This window comes from Cytobacillus sp. QJM3NY_8 (genome assembly GCF_056173585.1).
Window position 1 is genome coordinate 3,020,248 of the sequence record NZ_CM149681.1, and the last position, 17,880, is coordinate 3,038,127.

Consider the following 17,880-nt stretch of genomic DNA (forward strand, 5'->3'; position numbering starts at 1 on the left):
AATAGCACCATACGATTGAGTGTTTCCCAATAAGAAAACACAGATATAAAGTCAAGTAATCTCTTTATAAATTACCAAAATCCAGAAAGGAGGAGAGGAAAGTTTCAATTTTCCGAGCATTTAGGAAGCTTTACCAATTTTTTGTGGACAAGCCTATTAAAAAAGGAACAGTTTTGAACGAACATTACGAGATATTGAACGTTATCGGGGCTGGGAGCTATGGGATTGTTTATTTGTGCAAAGAGTTAAGAACAAACGAGAATAGAGTAGTCAAACAGCTTCGTCCTAGTAAGCGACGCAACCAAAAAGAGGTGGCGATGTTTGAAAATGAAATCACTGTTTTGGGTATGCTTAACCACAAAAATATACCGATGTTATTTGAAGCCTTTTCAAATAACGGACACTTATATTATGTAATGAGTTTCATTGAAGCGGATAATCTGGAAGACCAAATTTTTTTTAATAAAAAGACCTTTAACGAGGAAGAGTCTTTACTAATTCTTACTCACCTACTTGAATTAGTAGATTATCTTCACAAAAAAGACATTTACCATCAAGATTTACGTATTCCAAACATCTTAATAAAAAACACGGAAATTTTTCTAATCGATTTTGGTTTGTCAAAGCATAGAACTGACCCATTCCACTCTTTATCTAGTTCTTCACCTAACAAACAAAGAAATTTTCTGGAGATGAAACAACAGGACTACTATGATCTAGGAGAAATACTTTTATATTTGCTTTATACGACGTACTCTTCTAAAAACAAAAAAGCTCTTCCTTGGACAGAAGAACTTTCTTTAGAGAAGGAAACTGTTTATTTGCTAAAAAGACTGCTACAAATTAAAGAACCTTACTTAAATATTAGTGAAATTTTAACTGATCTTCATGCTGCACATAAAGCGAAGGAAAAAGTATATTAAGGAGGAAGATTAACTGCTGCTTCGACCCTTTCGTTTGTAGTAGTTACTTCCACTCATTGGAGATTGTTTATATCGCCGGTTGCTGCTGCTTCCTCGGTTATAATAACGGTTTCTTCGTTCACTGCTGCTGCCCCTTCGATAATGGCCATTTCTTCGCTCACTGCTTCCTTGGGAAAGTTGCTTAATTTGTTTCATTATTTTTTTAAACATTGTTTACCTCTCTTCTTTTTTGGCTTTTAGTCTAACATAATTTAAAGCTAAAACATATTCATAAGCACTTGAATTCAGTCACTAATACGAGGGCAGAAGATATTCCAACAGCAAGATTTTGAAATAATGGATATTATTCTGATCCTAAAATGACAGGAAGCTCTTTATATCCATACATAAACGTGCTAGAAATTAAACGAAGATGTTTAGAAGTGTCCAATTTCATAGTCGGTATCGCTTTAAGCATCTCGGTAATGCATATTTTCGCTTCTAATTTGGCAAGCTGTGATCCCAGACAATAGTGAACACCTGCTCCAAAAGATAGATAATTGTTTGGAGAGCGGTTGATGTCAAACACATCCGGTTTGACAAATACGCTTTCGTCCCGGTTTGCAGATCCAATCCAAGCCATTACTTCCTGCCCTTTTTTCAGATTCATGCCTTTTAATTGTATATCTTCAGTGACGAAGCGATTCATACCGTGAAAAGGAGAACGATATCTTAGTACTTCATTAATGGCTGCAGGTATAAGAGAATGATCTCTATATAATTGGTTGAGTATATCCGGCTGTTCAAAAAGAGTGAGCATTGTATTGGCAATTAAATTTGTAGTTGTTTCATTCCCTGCAACAAGTAGAAGGAAGCAGAAACTTAATAACTCATCCATGGATAATGAATCTCCACCAACTTCTGCAGTCATTAACGTGGATATGATATTGTTTGTATGGTTAATCTGGCGATTTGAAATTTTTCGCTTAAAATATGTTTGCAGGTCAAGCATAGCCTTTTCTTGTTTAGCAAATAACTTGTACATTACATTAGGCGATGAGCTTTGTGTTCCCGCAACTAGAATATCAGACCATTCTTTAAACATCTTTCTGTCATGACTCGGTACTCCGAGCATGTCAGAAATCACGATTACAGGAAGAGGATAAGCGATTTCCGCAACCATATCTATTTTTCGTTTTCCTAGCAGCGGTGCTAATAATTCGTGAGTTATAGCCGTAATCCTAGGTTCCAGTTCTTGAATAGTTTTTGGTGTAAATGCCTGGCTTACAAGATTGCGGTACCTTCGATGGGTTGGCGGATCCATATCTAGCAAGGTTTGAACATTTCCATTTCTTTTTGAACTGAACAGAATGAAATTTTGTAAAACCATTTGGACATCCTCATAACAGAATACGTCCCAGCAATTCCGTTCTGGGTCAAAAGAAACTGGAGCATTTTTTCGCATTTTTTTAAACCAATCATAGGGTGAGTTTGTTTCAGCCAATCCCCTTGGGCGCACTAATAGTCCATAGTTCATACGTTGTTCCCCCTCTCTCTCAAAACTCTCAATTGAAGCTTCTGCCTTACTAAATATTCTGTAAATAAAAATGAAATTCCTGTCTGTTAAACTAAACTATTCCGTTACAAGAAAGAGCTATTCTCCCTCTTGAAGAACAGCTCCCGTTAATTAAAAAATATTATTTAACTATTCAAACTCCAGCAAATCAGAAATAAATTCATTTACTTTACCTTTTAAAACTGCACCGTGCCCCGTACACAAATACTCAACATCGTATTTGGTAATTTTTTTTAACCCTTCTATAAATAAACTAAAATTGTGCTGTTCCCTCATTTCCTCGTTTTGAGACCATTCAGAAACAAACTGCTTATATTTTTCCCTCTCCCAAACACCTGTATCTACAGCATTACCACTCAATTGTTCTCCAAAAAAACAGATATGATCTCCGCAAAATAGCACTTTGCTTTCACGTTGATATAGGAAAACAGAACCTTTAGTATGGTGTCCCAGGAGAACACATTCTAAATTACTTACAGTTGGGCCGTTGTCTGGAAGTTTCATATTTAATTTGTTTCTAATATTTTCTGGAATTAACTCAACATCCTGATTATGAATATAGCCTTCAATTTCACCTAAAAATTGAATTGCTTCAATATGGTCTTTGTGACCGTGTGTGGCAATAAAATGAGTTATATCACTTTTAGAAATTCCTTTCTTTTTTAGTGCGGAAAACAGCAAGTGAGAATGTTCTTTCTTTCCTGAATCAATAAGAATAATATTATTGTTCTCGAGCAACAAATAGCAGTTATTATAAGAGTTCCAAGATTCATCCCATACTAAAAAAGCATATATATTTTTGGCCACTGGTTCCAAATATGTTTTCATTTCACTCCCCCATAATCAGCAATATTTTTGTATATTTCGCTCAATTTTTATTAATACCTTCTTTAATTAACTTCCCCTGTTAGTTCAAATAGAAAAAAGCCGCCTGTTTTGGCAGCTAGCTAGATCATAAGGTAATAACCCGTTAAAAAAGTATGTTAATCCAACTAAGCATTTACCATCCCATACGACTGCATAAAGAAGTAATATGTGCAAGATGATGTTTACCATGCCAGGCGTAGATTCCGATATTTTCACCTACTGAAACTTCTCCTGAATCCGGATGAATAAATGTTTTTTCCATATCAGCCGAACTTAGACTGCGTAAAAGATTGGTCCAGCGCTCGTGGAGTGCTTCGAGAAGTGAAAGTGAAATATCAATCGACAATTTATAATCAGATAGTTCCGCCCAATTCGATTCATCATATGGCTTAATTACAGGGGTTTCTTCCGTAAGAGCCAATTTAAAGCGAACATAGGCATTCATATGACTATCCGCAAGATGATGTATTACTTGTCGAACAGTCCACCCTCCTGTACGATAAGCTGTATCAAGCTTTTTATTATCTAAGTCTCTTACAGCATCTCGTAACAATCTTGGTAACTCTTCTATCTCATTTATCCAAATACTTGTAACACTGTGAGTAATTTCACCATTATATTGAAATTGGCCAATTGGATATTTCAAATCCATCTGCTATTCCTCCTAAAAATCCCCTGATTTTTGCAGCTACCTATATTTAGGATAAAATTAAGGTAATTTTCCATCAATTCCCTTAATTTTTTTGCAACTTGAAAGTTATAACTATACTGCACCTTTTGCTCAATATGAAAAAGCCGCCTGGTTCGGCAGCCGATGTTAACATAAGCACCTAAAGTTTTAGTACATGTATTCACAAGTTTTGTTTTTCTGCATGAAGGCTGCCCCGTTTAGAAGAAAAATATTAATCTTTAAACTCGCTTCTCCTTAAAGGCTTTTTTGACTCTTTCAATTTGGTCGAGATGTCCTTGTATATGTGTGACTCGGAATTCCCAGCTTCACCATAGAGAATGAAAGGGCTTCACACCGTCAATACTGCTTCTGCGGCTGGACGGAAGTCGCTGAATTATGGTGCTTTAGGACCAATCAACGCCACCCCAAGAGGATTGCAACTTTCGCAACAGAACAATTTGGCCGATATGATACGTATCGTGCATCATGATATTGCTGAGTAAACGTTCAATAGAATACCTGTTAGCTGCATACGGAGTTTTTAACTTTTCATCGTCAAGGTCCGCAATGACCGTTTTTAATTTATTCATAACTTCATTAAGGCGCTGCACTGTCTGGGTCCACCCAATTTCGTCTTCTGCATCTCCCGGATTTCCAAAGGTTTCTTCATTGTCTTCTGCCTTATGCGGATTCTCTGTGCCCTTAATTCGATGGATTACGTCTTCATTCCAAAAAATCAAGTGGTTGACAATCTGCCAAATCGAATTGCTGATTCCCGAACTTGTCCATGCTGCCTCAGCTGCGCTGACTCCATGAAGCGCCTGATTCATGGATGCAAACCAATCATTCTCATGGCAATGCATGTCGAGTTGTTCTAAAAACATTTTGGTTACAACTTGCATACAAACATTCTCCTCACTGTTTAGTGTAATCTTTCAAAGTTAAACTAAAGTACAAATTAATCGGTCCTAAAAAGGTAAAAACCAAATTCAAATGGTCCCTTCCATATTGGACATACCTATATCTCCAGCCTCTAATTCTCTTCAACACGGCAGGGTATTGTCCGGGTGACGAAACACTAATCCTCAATCAATTTCAAAAAAGCCATTGATACGCATAAAATAACCTTCATTTTCGACTGTCGGCCATATAACGAAAAAATATTCTTATTGAAATACTCTCTTTTATTTTGAGAATACAACAAACCCATGATCACTATGAATTATTCGGCTCATCCAGCTTTTATTCCTTCTTCATGACAAATAAAGACCCTATAGAGCAGACCTTTTTAATTGTCTGCTCTATAAGGTACATTGGATCTTCCACTCACAAACTTTCCCGTTATTGAACAATTAACGGAAGATGCTTTATTAAACATTGCCTCCTCATAAAATTATCTATTCGGAAATGAGATATTTTTCTTTGAAGATTGGACTAAGCTCACTCCATACATCAAATTTATTACCATCTAAATCATAAAAAACAAAATTTCTTCCCGTGTGTCCTCTATCCTCGATCTCTCCAACTCTAATTTCACTATGCTTAAAGTCTTTATGTATTGCTTCTAAGGCATTTAATCCATTTACTTCGAATGTTAATGAAAAACGCTCATCACCGTAAATATCAAAGAAATTAGAGCTTTGATTTTCATTAGACTTCACAAGAAAAATGCTTTGATTAGCGATGTTTAAAATTGCTTTGTCTTGATCTTTGTAGCTTAACTCTGCTCCTAATTTATTTACATACCAATCAGAAGAAAGATATACATTAGTTACTGGTATATAGGTTGTGCCAACTCTTAATAATTTCTCACCCATTTTTTGTCTCCTCTCACATTCCAAAATATTCTAAATTTAATCATTCAACAAAAAATCCTTACTTCCTGCATTAAGTAAGGATTTTATACTGATATATGCAACCGTTATTCAGCTACCTCCTCAATAAAAGAAGAGAATACACCCGATTACTTTGAAAGCAGCTTCATTGTACTTCGTTTCATAGTTTTACTCCTAACATCCTGATTCTTTTGTTTTTTTCAAATTGCTATTGATGTCAGGAAGGTCATTCACTTGTGAAAAAGGTGTTCTCAACTAAGTTACCCCTACTACCTGATACGGTAGTAGGGATTCATCAGGTATCCTATACGATTCGAATATTTTTCATTTAATTCCTGTTTTAATTCTGATAACAATAATACTTCCTGCTTTACTCAACACCCAACTCTTCTAAAATACTTTCTAATGTTTTCCCATCATGCTTTTCTTTTGGAGCCGGTGGATTTTCAACAAATTTGTTTTGCAGCTGGTAATTCTTTTGAACAAAGGCGATATCTTTCGCATCAACCGTCCCATCAAAGTTGATGTCAGCCGAACGGTTATCGGTTTTCCAGGCCTTTTGGATTTCAATGGCGTCTAAAACATCAATGACTTGGTCTTGATTGACATCACCAGCTGTAATATCAATTGGATTAACATAATGATTTTTACCAAAGAGCTTACCTTTGTATTCAAACCCAATATGTTGTTTACTGTGAACCTCAAAGTGACCAGGAATCTTAATCTCCAAAGTATATGGATCCTTGCTTAAAGGAAGTTTTTCTACCCGGTAATTTAATCTATCCTCTACTAAAGAAGTAGCGTCCACTACAGTACTATCGGATTTTATAAATTTCACAGATCCTCCAACCTTTGACCAATCTCTGCTCTCAAGCAGATCGTTATCAGGATTACGGAATCCTTCCGCTAATACATAGCCATAAGCTGAATTATATTGTGGATCGACCTCTATCTTTTGGCCAGCATTTAATAGTGTACTTGTTTCATTTTGACCATTTATTAGAGTAGCAGTAGGATTAATACTAGTGCCAGTAAGGAAGGTTTCATCCGTAATCTTAACTGATACTTCTACAACTGCAGTGTGGTCAAATGTCTCATTGGTCCCATTAAAGGTTACCTTCACCTCATCACCATTAACTGCAATTGCAGCTTTGTCGGATATTCCATTGGCAAGCTTGGCATCGATTAATTCCATTGACCCGAACCTATCTTTAAAGTTCCAAGTTATTTCTTTAGCATCACTTACATTATCCAAGATTACTTGAGCTTGAACCGTTTCACCTGTTTTTACTTTATTGATATCACTCTTTACATACGTAACAGGTGTCCCCTCCTTGACAAAGTAATAATCTTTCTGCACTGGTGAATTACCAGCAGAATCAAGTCCATTCATTGTAAATCTCAGTGCTTGTATAGAGTCTTCCATAGCTATCTCTTCTGCCCATTTCCCATCTTTATCCATAGCGACAGGACTAGAAGGGAATCCCCATTCTCCCCACTTATAAATGACCGCATTCGATGATTGATCGATTTCGATTCCTGCATTCTGCATTTTTTCCACGAGTGGATCAGTAATCTGAATTTCAAATGGGTAGGTTTCCTGCCCTGGTTTGTATTCAAGGAATGGTGATGGACCGTCGAGTGAACTTTCAAAATTCGGATCATCTATATCTATGAAGATGTCACGCGTTTCTTTTGTCACTTTCCCGGATGTACCCGTTGTTACAAATAACAATTTATAGTGACCAGGCTGTGCATAACTCTCTTCTTCTGCAATCGGCTGTTTGGAGTTCCCAGTGAATTCGTAATATCTTCCGTTAAATAGTCCTATTAAAGAAAGATCCCGATCTAGTGGACTGCCTTTTAAATTCACCGTTCCAAGGAAACCTATATTTTTCCCTGTTTCGCCATCTTGAAGGATGACATCCATTGTTTCCGCTGGTGAGCTTAAATTAAATCTAGCCAGAGCACCTAAACGATTATCAATCATCGTTCTTTCTTGATTTAAATATGGCGGTGTTATTGAAGGTGTCAGTAAATCTAAATAGTGTAACCCTTCCTTTGTAATTCTAAAATTAAATGGTATACGGTACTGATCTGATGAATCTTCTTTATTTGTGAGTGTAATGAATCCTTCATATAGACCCACTTTAGCTGTTTTCGGTACCGTTAAGAAGACATTCTGTTTCACTTCTTTATTTGCTTTTACTTTTATACTTTTGCCTGTACTAACGGAAACACCATTTTTACTTAGGCTGTTCGTTCCTTCCGCTGCATTTTCTTCAACAGAAACCGTAAACGTTTTGTTCACATCACTGCTATTTTTGAACCTAATGCTTCGATTTTCACGGACATAACTTCCTTCTGCGCCAAAGTGATTACCAAAGCTGATATCACCGGATGGATTATTAACCGTTACAAAACCAGCACCATCTGGAATGAGGGTTTCATCGGTCACCTGCATTTTCATATCACCGTGAATGGCTTGATAAGGGTCCACTCGGCCAGCCCCCACTTCATACAGGCTATACTCACCATTTAAAGGATCCGCCGTATTCATAAGAATCGTTTTAATATCGTCAGGGTCAAGATCTGGTTTCGAATCTAATAATAAAGCCGCGATTCCAGCTGTATGGGGTGCCGCCATTGATGTTCCTGAAAGACGTGCATAGGCATACTCATAATCTTCCTGATTCTCAGGGTCAATCATATAAGAAGGGTATGCAGAAAGCACACTCACCCCTGGAGCAACGACTTCTGGCTTCATATCATAATTATCATTGACCGGTCCTCTTGAACTAAAGTCTGCCAGTTTATCTCCTTCTGATTGGGTTTCTTTTAAATTTGAGAATGTAAGAGTTGTATCCCCTTGAGTGATCTTCGCTTTTAATTGCTCACCTGCTGCTTTGGTGATAGAGAATGCAGGAACAAATGCAGTCGATTCACCAAGGTTTTGACCAATCTGGCCGTCAACATTGTTATACATAATCACAGCTTGAGCACCATGCTCTTTGGCAAATTTGATTTTGTCAGCCAAGGCAAAATTCCCGCGTTGGACGAAAGCAATTTTTCCTTCAACATTTTTGCCTGTATAATCCTCCTGTGCACCTAAACCTACATCGACAAGTCCAAGGGATTGACCATCCAGTTTAGAAAAATCATCCGCAAAGCTTCTTCCCATACTTACGAGCTCAGTGGACCAATCCTCTGATACACTACCTGTAAACGTAGTCAGCTCAACGGGAACGTCACTCGCTCCAACCGTTAAAGCTAATGCAGCAGTACCTGGTGACCCGACTGTGTTAGAGCCTGGTCCGGAATTCCCTGCAGAAACAACTGCCGTTACACCGTTTAAAACGGCATAATTAATCGCTGTACTCGTTGGATAATTTGGATCATTTACCGCTGCACCTAATGAAAGGTTCATAACATCCATTCCGTCTTCCACTGCTTTTTCAATACCTGCAATAACATCTTCAGAGGTTCCGCTTCCATAAGGCCCCAGTACACGGTACACATATAGGTCGGCGTCAGGTGCTACCCCTACAACAGACACTTCACTGTCATTTTTATTTTGACCTGCGATCGTACCTGAGACATGTGTCCCATGGGATGTATAATAGGTCGAGCCTGTAAAGGGATTGATTTCAGGCTGATTCGAATTTTGCCAATCCTTATAGGATGTTTCCATTGGATCCTTATCATCATCAACAAAATCATATCCACCTTTATAAGCATCCTTTAAATCTGGATGGTTATAATCAATCCCCGTATCAAGAACAGCTACTTTAACACCCTTACCCGTAATTCCTTCCTTATGTAATTCATCAATTTTTAAATAAGGGATACTCTCAACAGAAGTGGTGACTTCTTTTTCAATATCTTTAGGCAGTTCTTTTTGAATAGGATCAACTGTAAAGGTGTGATTTTTATATACTGCATGGACGACATCTGATTGCAATAGGAGTGCTACTTGATCGGCTGGCAATGTCATGGCTACACCGTTATAGGCTTTTTTGAACGTATGGGAAATGGAACTTGAGATGCTTTTTGTTTTGGGATTCTCTTTCAGTAAGATATTTTGGATGTCAGCTTTAAACGTTTTATGTTCTTTTTCAACCTCTGCATCGGCTTTCTCTTTTTTCAATTCCTTGCCTTTTAAGGCAGCTTCCAGAACCGCTACTTTACTAGGCTTTGATTTAAACTGGACGATAACGGAGATTTCTTTCTGTGAGGATAGATCTTCGCTTTTGAAGCCTATCAGCCCTCCGTCCGTGTTCAGTTGCAGCTGTTCTAAGGCTTTTCTTTGTTCACTGTTCAAAGTGGATAAGATGTCTTCAGCACTTCGTTCACTTGCACCTGCTTCTGGTATGCTGAAAATTGAAGTTGCAGGTGAAACTAGCAATCCAGCAGACAAGGTAATCACTGCTGTTTTTTTCATTATAGAACTGACTTTCATATGTTTCCCCACTCTCTTTATTATTTTTATTATGCTTAAATACCCTCTCTTTAGTGTTTAGAATATTCCAACACTTTCATTCTAGTTCCCTTCCTTCCTATTTACAATCGGGGTTTTTTTGTATGACGAAAGTATTCCTTGCTACGAAAAAAAAGACGATAAATAGGTTTATAGTACGTTTTCTGGTAAATTTATCCCGGTCGCAGCAGTTATGATTTGGGGTAAAGCTCTAAATGGATTATCATAAAATCATTTAATACTTTTCTCTCTATGGCCTAGATAACTTATAATTATCCAAGTGCCTTAGCTAACATTGTAAATATGCTATGTGGTGGATGCTCCTATAGAACTTACCTTTTTGGTATTCATTCAACAGTTTATCTAACTGTTGACTAAGTCTAATTGTATCCGGGTGGTTTAAACCTTTTTTTATACCTGAACGGATCATGCGATTTCGTTTAAAATTAATCATAATTTCAAGTCTAGTTATATTCATTGCTTTCTCCTGGTTATAGTCTGAATGCAAAATAAGGCTCATTATTAAATAACGAAATAGTTCGGCTTTTGACAAATTACAACGTTAAAAAAACATAAGAAAACTTAATCAATATCGCTGTGAAACTTCAAGTTTACATTTGGCTGCATCAGCAAACGCCATCCTTTCTAATTAGGTTTTAGAAAGGATGGCGTCATTTTTTGGTGCGATGCTTTCTTGAAATCCAAGAATTAAACTGAAGCTAGGATTCTATTTAAAAATAGTAGAACACCTTTACTATTAGTTATTATCTGGCTCTGTATCGTCATGGTAAGCAGGATCTGTTTGCTCTGCATTAAATGTCCAATCTACTTTTAACTTATCACCTTGGAATTGATTTTGATCTTCTCCATTGTCTACAAATTCAAATAATACGAATATTTTTTCTTTTTCGCCTGCAGGAATGCCATCTGGATATGGACCTGCAAGATTATCTATTTGAGTTAAGTCTGGTTGTTTAGTCTGTAAATCATGTAATGTAGTTTCTACAACAGTGTTAGTTGAACTGCTTGTGTTATACATGATCGTAACTTTGATGTGTTTTGCTAAATCATCCTGATTGGCTTTTCCATCCAATTGGGCATCATCAACGGTGTAACTTGTATCTAACAGCACTTTTCCAATATCTAATGTACCGTTGTTTTCAAGTGTAAATTCACGGTAAATTTCATCACCCGGCTTGATATTGCTAATGTTAACAACTGTACTAGGATTTAGCCCTAAATCCAATGTACCTGCTGCGAATGTGTTCTGGGTTTCGACTGAGTCACTAAAATAGGCAAATGTTCCTCCGCCGATTAATGACAATCCTAATGCTGCACCCATAACACCTTGACTTACCTTCTTTGTAAAACTCATTGTAAATCCCCCTTAAAATATTAAAATTATTATTAAACTCCTATGTATGTGTGTAGATACATGGGAGATATAACCTAAATCATCTTGCATTATTTACTTCCAGCTCTTTTTTCGCACTCAAGATGGTGCGCAATGAAGAAATTACCAACAATATACCCGGTATAATCAACAAAAGAGCTGACCCCGTTTTTGAAGCTGCAAAGTTCAATGCATACCCGATATACGGAATCGTAAAGCCAGTGTACTTTCCAACCACATCTTGTGCGGGAACAGACCATAAATCCAGAGCGTCATTATTATCGCCTTTGGTTTTATACCATGCTTGTCCATCCTCTTGTTTCACATCTGCAATTCTATGGGTAACGATCTTCTCTTCTAACCGGAAAGTAATAATATCACCTTCCTGATAATTAGAATGATCAGTTCCTAACTTGATTGAAATAATAGAACCCGTTTGAAAAGTGGGCTCCATGGAACCTGATAGGACTGCTTTGACTTGATATCCTAAAAAAGTCGGTTCTGAACCAGATATCCTTGAAGAAAGAACAACAAATGCTAAGAAACAGACGACGACCACGAAAGCGAATCCCAAAATACTACTTAGGCATCTCAAAATTATTTTCTGCATGTTCTACCACCTGCTCATTATTATTTGAACTCTGTGATGTCTCTTGATTAGATGACCCTTCAATAAGAGATTTAGAGTTTTCTTGACGTTTCTGGAATTGTGCAGTTTCCTGAGATTTTTCTTCCTTTGATTCCTGAGTTTTTTCTGTATGTTCCGGCGCCTGCTCATTATTATTTAACTTTTTTGTTGCCTCATGTTCAGGTTCAATCTGAATTTCAGTGCTTCCGTTATGTTGTTTCACTGGAGTATTTCCCTGGGAAGCTTTATCTTCTCGTTCCTTTATCTCCACTGAAATAGAGGAGAGGATCATTTCTAGTTTTTCAAAATCTATCTTTTCCCGTACTTCCTTTAACCTGTTTTCTACGTTGAGCAGCCCTTCAGAAACATAATCAAAGGTATGACCATTATCATTAGTTTGGTTATGATAGTCGGAAAGTTCATTATAAATCTGTTGAAGAGCCGTAAATTGCTGATGCAGCTCCTTTTCGATAGATTCAACTTTAGTAAATCTATCATGTAACACCTGTAACGATCCTTCTGCTTGAACAGTATTAATCCGTTCATACTCGTGATGCATCTGATCTGCAATTTCATCTGCCCTATCTTCTAGTAATTTAATAGTTTCAGGAAAAATAATTGCTGCAGATATTGTTATTGGTTTTGTTGAAACTTGGCTTGAAAAGGAAGCTTCTGTTTCTCCTATTACATGCAGCCCTAAATAAAATGACATGGAACATAAACAAGTAAGTATGATGGCTTTATGAATAGCAGCTTTTTTCATTTTTCACCCCCCTAAGCAAAATGACTTGATAGAAATCATTATTACTTATTTGTCAGAAAATTGTATTGAGAAATTTCCATTACAAAACAACGCTGAAATTTGTCGATTAGACCCGAAAACACTTAAAACACCGCAAAACCCGTCTGAAATTTTCTCAAATTTAATTTCTCTGGTTAATATTGATTTTGCCGAAACTTTTCTGAATAATTCTAATTGTTCCAACAAAAATTCAATAAGGGGTGTGTTTATGAAAAAGAAGAATCAGAATAAGATGAGTAAAAAGGTGGTTATTCCTGCTGTATTGGCTCTTTCAGTGACATTCGGGGGAATAATGCCAACCGTACCAGCTTTTGCAACAGATTCAACCAGCAATTCAACTATTCTCTTTAAAGCTGAAGGATTGAGTAAGCAAGAAGTTGTAAAGGCTTACCTCCAATCAAAAGTGGAAAATCCAGCTGCGAGGTCATTAACCAAAGGAGGGCAATTTAAAATTGTAAGTGAGAAAACGGATCGTGCGACAGGTACATACCATGCACGCACTGTTGAGCAATACAATGGTATTCCAGTATATGGTTCTGGACAAACTGTAGCATTAGATTCGAACAATAACGTATTTGCATCATTTGGCAAGGTCACCCAAACTTTGACTCGTTCAGCCATTCCAACTGAGGCATCCATTTCAGAAGAGCAGGCTATAGAAATTGTCAAAAATGACGTAGAATCAGAGATTGGTGAAGTGAAAAATTATGATGATATAGATTCTGAATTAACGATCTATCCTTATAAAGGCAAGTATTATTTAACCTACCTAGTTAAAGCATCTACTTCTATCCCGGCACCCGGGTACTACCATTACTTTGTGGATGCAGCAACAGGAGAAGTGATCGACAGCTTCAATAAAATTCACAGTGCTGAACCAACGGATCTTTCCCCAGTTACCGCTAGAGGACTGGACGTACATGGCGATATGCAATCTTTCAACGCAGGTAAGGATTCGGAAACTAAAACAAGTTATCTGCATGGTACTTCTGTTGCCAACAGCAATACTGTGCCAATATCGACTTTTGACGCTCGTCGTATAGATGAAACTTTATTCTTAATTTCTTCAGCAATTTTTGGCTTCACGGGATGGGAAGTTTCAACAACCAATACTAGTAACTTTTTTCACAACCCAGCAGCCGTTTCAGCCCATTTCAACTCTGATAAAGTGAACAAATACTATCAAAACGTTCATAAGCGTAACAGCTTAGATGATAAAGGGATGAAATTAATTAATACAGTTCATATTGGGGAAAAGTGGAATAACGCCGGCTGGAATGGAGAACAAATGCTATATGGAGATGGGGACGGAATTGAATTTGGTTCATTTGCAGGTGGTTTGGATATAGCAGGGCATGAAATGACACACGGTGTTATTGAGCATACGGCAAACTTAATTTACGAAAATGAATCGGGAGCGATCAATGAATCAATAGCAGACATCCTCGGTAATTTCGCGGAAATGTACGCAACAGGAGAGGTTGAATGGGATCTAGGAGAGGATAACACCACTCCAAACATTCCTGGCGACGGAGGACTTCGTTCGATGAGTGACCCCGCTTCTAAGAGTGTTAGCACAAAATATATGCCATCAGGGCGTTATCCGGATACCTATCAAGATCGCTACCAAGGTGAATTAGATAACGGTGGGGTTCATATTAACAGCGGCATTAATAATAAAGCAGCTTACTTAATTACTGCAGGCGGTACAAATAACGGAGTAGATATTACAGGAATTGGCAGGACAAAAGCGGAAAAAATCTACTACCGTGCTCTCACTTTATACTTAACGCCAACTTCCGGATTTAAAGAAATGCGTGAAGCAGCTATTCAAGCTGCTCGAGATTTGCATCCAGATAGAAATGGGCAGCCTTCTGCAGAGACCAAAGCTGTTATGGATGCTTATGCTTCTGTAGGAGTAAACTAAGAAACTTACATTTGGCCATGAATGAATTTAGTTCATTCATGGCCTTATTTATTGACATCCCTTTTCACTTTTCTACTTTTCAAAAAACACTGGGTCATTCTAACAACCCACTCAATAACATGATTATGTGCTAATAGTAACTAGTCATAAAGTTGAAAATTGTGGTACTATTGTAAAAATATTATAACTTATTACATAAAGTCATTTAAGTCGCATAAGGAGAGTATCACATGATAGAGGGAGAAATCATTAAATTTTACAGAAAAAAGGCCGGTCTTACCCAGGAACAACTTGGTTTTGGAATTTGCACTCTTTCCTATATCAGCAAGATTGAGCGAGGGCATACAGCTTGTTCTGCAGAGATTATCGAATTACTATCAGAACGTTTGCACCTCGACATAAAGAAAGAAATCCTTCGATTTGAAAACCTGGGGAATCAGCTCAATCAGTGGCATAAGGCCATTGTTATGCGGAGATTAAAAGAAGTAGATGAAATCAATATAGAATTGAAAAAAATCCCTTATATTAAATCTTCGAAATATGCCGCATTATACCAGCTGTTACAGGCAAGGTATTATATCATAAAGATGAATTATAAAAAGACATATTCTATTTTACAGTCTGTACAAAAGAAACACCCCAGCCTCCCCCCTTATGAGAGAAACCTGCTGAAGCATGCATGGGGAATATACTACATATGCAATTGTATTTCATCCAGAACCGAAAATCATCAAAAGGCTATAGAAGTCTTGAAAGAAATAGAAAAGGATGAATATGGAAATCCTGAATACAATTATGATTTAGCCGTTGCTTATCACTGTATCGATTCCAGAGTGATGGCTTATGTGCATGCTGAAAAAGCACTCCGCTATTTTAGAGAAACCAATAATTCCATTATGGCGATCACGGCAGAGTCGCTGATGCTTCTCCAGATTGGAAACGACATACACCTCAATCTAGAAGAGCTAACGGAATCCTATCATAATTTGATTCATCACAGTGAATTAGTGCAAGCCACTGATAAAAAAGGAATGCTATTAAACAATCTTGGGTTTGAACATTTTAGAAGAAAAGATTATGCTCATGCACATAAGTTTTATAAAGAAGCACTTTCTATGACTAATAAGCATTCCACTTCATATCTTCAACGCCTGTACAATTATTTGGAAAGCGGTCTTGCGGGAAAGATAATGCGTAAAACCTCAATATTAAGAAAAGCACAAGAAGGACTTTCCATGGCAAAAAACTTGGAAAACGAATTTTACCATCTATTATTCAAACTTTTTATTTTACTTACAGAGAATAATTTAAATAAGTATTACACCTTCTTAGAGAAAGATGCCCTACCCTATTTTATTACAAATAAGCATACGGTTTTTATAAACAAGTATGCCAAAGAACTATATGATCACTATATGGAAAGCGAAGACTTTCAGAAAGCGGCCCAAATTTCAAAGGTACTTATAGATCCAAATTAGGCTTACGATGAAGATGGCCGGAAAATGATCCGAACTTCTTGAGCTAAACCTTTATTAATGGGATTTAATATAAGTATATTGTTTTAGGAACATTAGTGGACTGGGGGAAATCTTCTCTCAGCTAGTTTAGAAAGGGGTATGATCTTTCCAACAGACTTTCCATTAAGATATGGATTTTAGAACGAAATATTATTTTTTGAAAAAGTATTGATCGCCATGCACTATTCTATCTTTGCTGGGTGCATGCGGTTTTTTCGTGCAAGAAAGCAGTAATTAGCACATTCTTACATAGACAATTTGTAATCCCCGTTCAGAGGAAAATTAAACAAACTTTCCCGAATGATGAGGATTATTAATAAATCTGGTATGGAAGGAAGCTAAAACAGGTAATTCCCCTTTTCACTTTCTTCACTAAAACTTTTTCTTTAACAAGCAAGGATAGCTGCCCTCATTGTACAGGGCAGCTTTACTTTAAGTGAGAACATTCACAAAATCTTGTCGGTAAAAACTAATTCCCTGAAAATTATTGATTGATTTTTAAGATTTCTTCTTTTTTATATTAATGACAAGCTCTTAAGAGCATTATAAATTCCATGCTCATTACAACTATCCGTGATTAAATCGGCTTTCTCTTTAACTTCTGTTTCAGCATTTCCCATTGCGACCCCAATTCCTGATAGTTCCATTAGTTCAATATCGTTCATTCCATCCCCGAAAAAAACAATATCTTCCCGCTTAAATCCATTTTGTTCGGCGATTTTCAAAATGGTATTTGCTTTCGAACCTTCTTTAGGAATGACATCTAAACCAAATTTGTGCCAACTCACATATCTGAATTCTTCGATCGCGTATTTTTGAAGATCTTCTTGCTTGCAGAAAAGCATAGCTTGAACAATTGGGTTTCGTTCCCAATACAATCCATCATAGTCAGGGATCGACCATCCTAGACTTTCGTAAGCCTTAATTAACGACTCTCCAGGTTCTTCGAAATGTCTTTTTATTCCGTTCACTGTTTGGAACACAATCTGATCATTGTTTTCCGCTGCAATTTCAATAAGTTTCATAATAGACTCTTTTGATAACATTACTTCATGCGCTAATTCATGACGAACATATCCAAGTGATCCGTTGCATAAAACATATGTTTCAATTTCAAGCTCGTCAACGATGGATTTTGCTGAAGCGTAGTCCCGTCCTGTCGCAATGCAGATGTAATGGCCTTTTTCTTTAAGAGAAACCAAAGCTTGTTTTGTACTGTCGAGAAACTTCATTTCTGTCGTTAATAATGTTCCATCTATATCAAAGACAATAAACTTTTTATGCAC

The 17,880-nt window shown here is 37.0% G+C and carries 14 protein-coding genes; 3 read left to right on the plus strand and 11 right to left on the minus strand.

Annotated elements, in window-relative coordinates:
• The first annotated feature begins 143 nt into the window (after window positions 1-143).
• Window positions 144-923 (plus strand): protein kinase domain-containing protein, encoded by a 780-nt coding sequence (locus tag AC0VZ9_RS15660; protein ID WP_475396421.1) that lies wholly within the window; start codon window positions 144-146, stop codon window positions 921-923.
• Between the two features lie 343 nt (window positions 924-1,266).
• Here the strand turns inward: AC0VZ9_RS15660 and AC0VZ9_RS15665 are convergent, their stop codons facing one another.
• The 10 genes from AC0VZ9_RS15665 to AC0VZ9_RS15710 all read right to left on the minus strand — a co-directional run bounded on the left by AC0VZ9_RS15665 (window position 1,267) and on the right by AC0VZ9_RS15710 (window position 13,111).
• Window positions 1,267-2,439, minus strand: coding sequence for a cytochrome P450 (locus tag AC0VZ9_RS15665; protein ID WP_475396422.1), 1,173 nt, complete (start codon window positions 2,437-2,439; stop codon window positions 1,267-1,269).
• A gap of 168 nt (window positions 2,440-2,607) precedes the next feature.
• Window positions 2,608-3,306: an MBL fold metallo-hydrolase gene (locus AC0VZ9_RS15670; protein ID WP_009334054.1), complete on the minus strand. Its 699-nt coding sequence runs from the start codon at window positions 3,304-3,306 to the stop codon at window positions 2,608-2,610.
• Between the two features lie 172 nt (window positions 3,307-3,478).
• The gene (locus tag AC0VZ9_RS15675; RefSeq protein WP_217027008.1) at window positions 3,479-3,997 is read right to left on the minus strand and encodes a YfiT family bacillithiol transferase; all 519 of its coding nucleotides are present in this window, start codon (window positions 3,995-3,997) and stop codon (window positions 3,479-3,481) included.
• Between the two features lie 422 nt (window positions 3,998-4,419).
• Window positions 4,420-4,917 carry a DinB family protein gene (locus tag AC0VZ9_RS15680; protein WP_475396423.1) on the minus strand — a complete coding sequence of 166 codons (498 nt, stop codon included), beginning with the start codon at window positions 4,915-4,917 and terminating at the stop codon, window positions 4,420-4,422.
• A 495-nt stretch (window positions 4,918-5,412) separates the two neighbouring features.
• Window positions 5,413-5,832, minus strand: coding sequence for a VOC family protein (locus AC0VZ9_RS15685; protein WP_475396424.1), 420 nt, complete (start codon window positions 5,830-5,832; stop codon window positions 5,413-5,415).
• 388 nt (window positions 5,833-6,220) lie between these two features.
• Window positions 6,221-10,309 (minus strand): S8 family serine peptidase, encoded by a 4,089-nt coding sequence (locus AC0VZ9_RS15690; protein WP_475396425.1) that lies wholly within the window; start codon window positions 10,307-10,309, stop codon window positions 6,221-6,223.
• A gap of 307 nt (window positions 10,310-10,616) precedes the next feature.
• The gene (locus AC0VZ9_RS15695; protein ID WP_311316069.1) at window positions 10,617-10,847 is read right to left on the minus strand and encodes an aspartyl-phosphate phosphatase Spo0E family protein; all 231 of its coding nucleotides are present in this window, start codon (window positions 10,845-10,847) and stop codon (window positions 10,617-10,619) included.
• Window positions 10,848-11,084: 237 nt separating this feature from the next.
• Window positions 11,085-11,702, minus strand: a complete 618-nt coding sequence (locus AC0VZ9_RS15700; RefSeq protein ID WP_009334048.1) for a TasA family protein — start codon at window positions 11,700-11,702, stop codon at window positions 11,085-11,087.
• Between the two features lie 79 nt (window positions 11,703-11,781).
• Window positions 11,782-12,330 (minus strand): signal peptidase I SipW, encoded by a 549-nt coding sequence (sipW, locus tag AC0VZ9_RS15705; protein ID WP_009334047.1) that lies wholly within the window; start codon window positions 12,328-12,330, stop codon window positions 11,782-11,784.
• Window positions 12,299-13,111 (minus strand): DUF4047 domain-containing protein, encoded by an 813-nt coding sequence (locus tag AC0VZ9_RS15710; RefSeq protein ID WP_475396426.1) that lies wholly within the window; start codon window positions 13,109-13,111, stop codon window positions 12,299-12,301. Before AC0VZ9_RS15710 ends, sipW begins: the two co-directional genes overlap by 32 nt.
• Window positions 13,112-13,382: 271 nt before the next feature.
• Here AC0VZ9_RS15710 and AC0VZ9_RS15715 point away from each other — a divergent pair, with 271 nt between their 5' ends.
• Both AC0VZ9_RS15715 and AC0VZ9_RS15720 read left to right on the plus strand, forming a co-directional pair.
• Entirely contained in the window at window positions 13,383-15,077 is a 1,695-nt protein-coding gene (locus tag AC0VZ9_RS15715) for a M4 family metallopeptidase (protein ID WP_372675463.1), read from the plus strand.
• A 230-nt stretch (window positions 15,078-15,307) separates the two neighbouring features.
• Window positions 15,308-16,555: a helix-turn-helix domain-containing protein gene (locus AC0VZ9_RS15720; protein ID WP_475396427.1), complete on the plus strand. Its 1,248-nt coding sequence runs from the start codon at window positions 15,308-15,310 to the stop codon at window positions 16,553-16,555.
• Window positions 16,556-17,109: 554 nt separating this feature from the next.
• On the opposite strand, the gene AC0VZ9_RS15725 is transcribed toward AC0VZ9_RS15720, so the two are convergent.
• A complete protein-coding gene (locus tag AC0VZ9_RS15725; protein WP_019382076.1) occupies window positions 17,110-17,880 on the minus strand; it encodes a Cof-type HAD-IIB family hydrolase in 771 nt (256 codons plus the stop codon).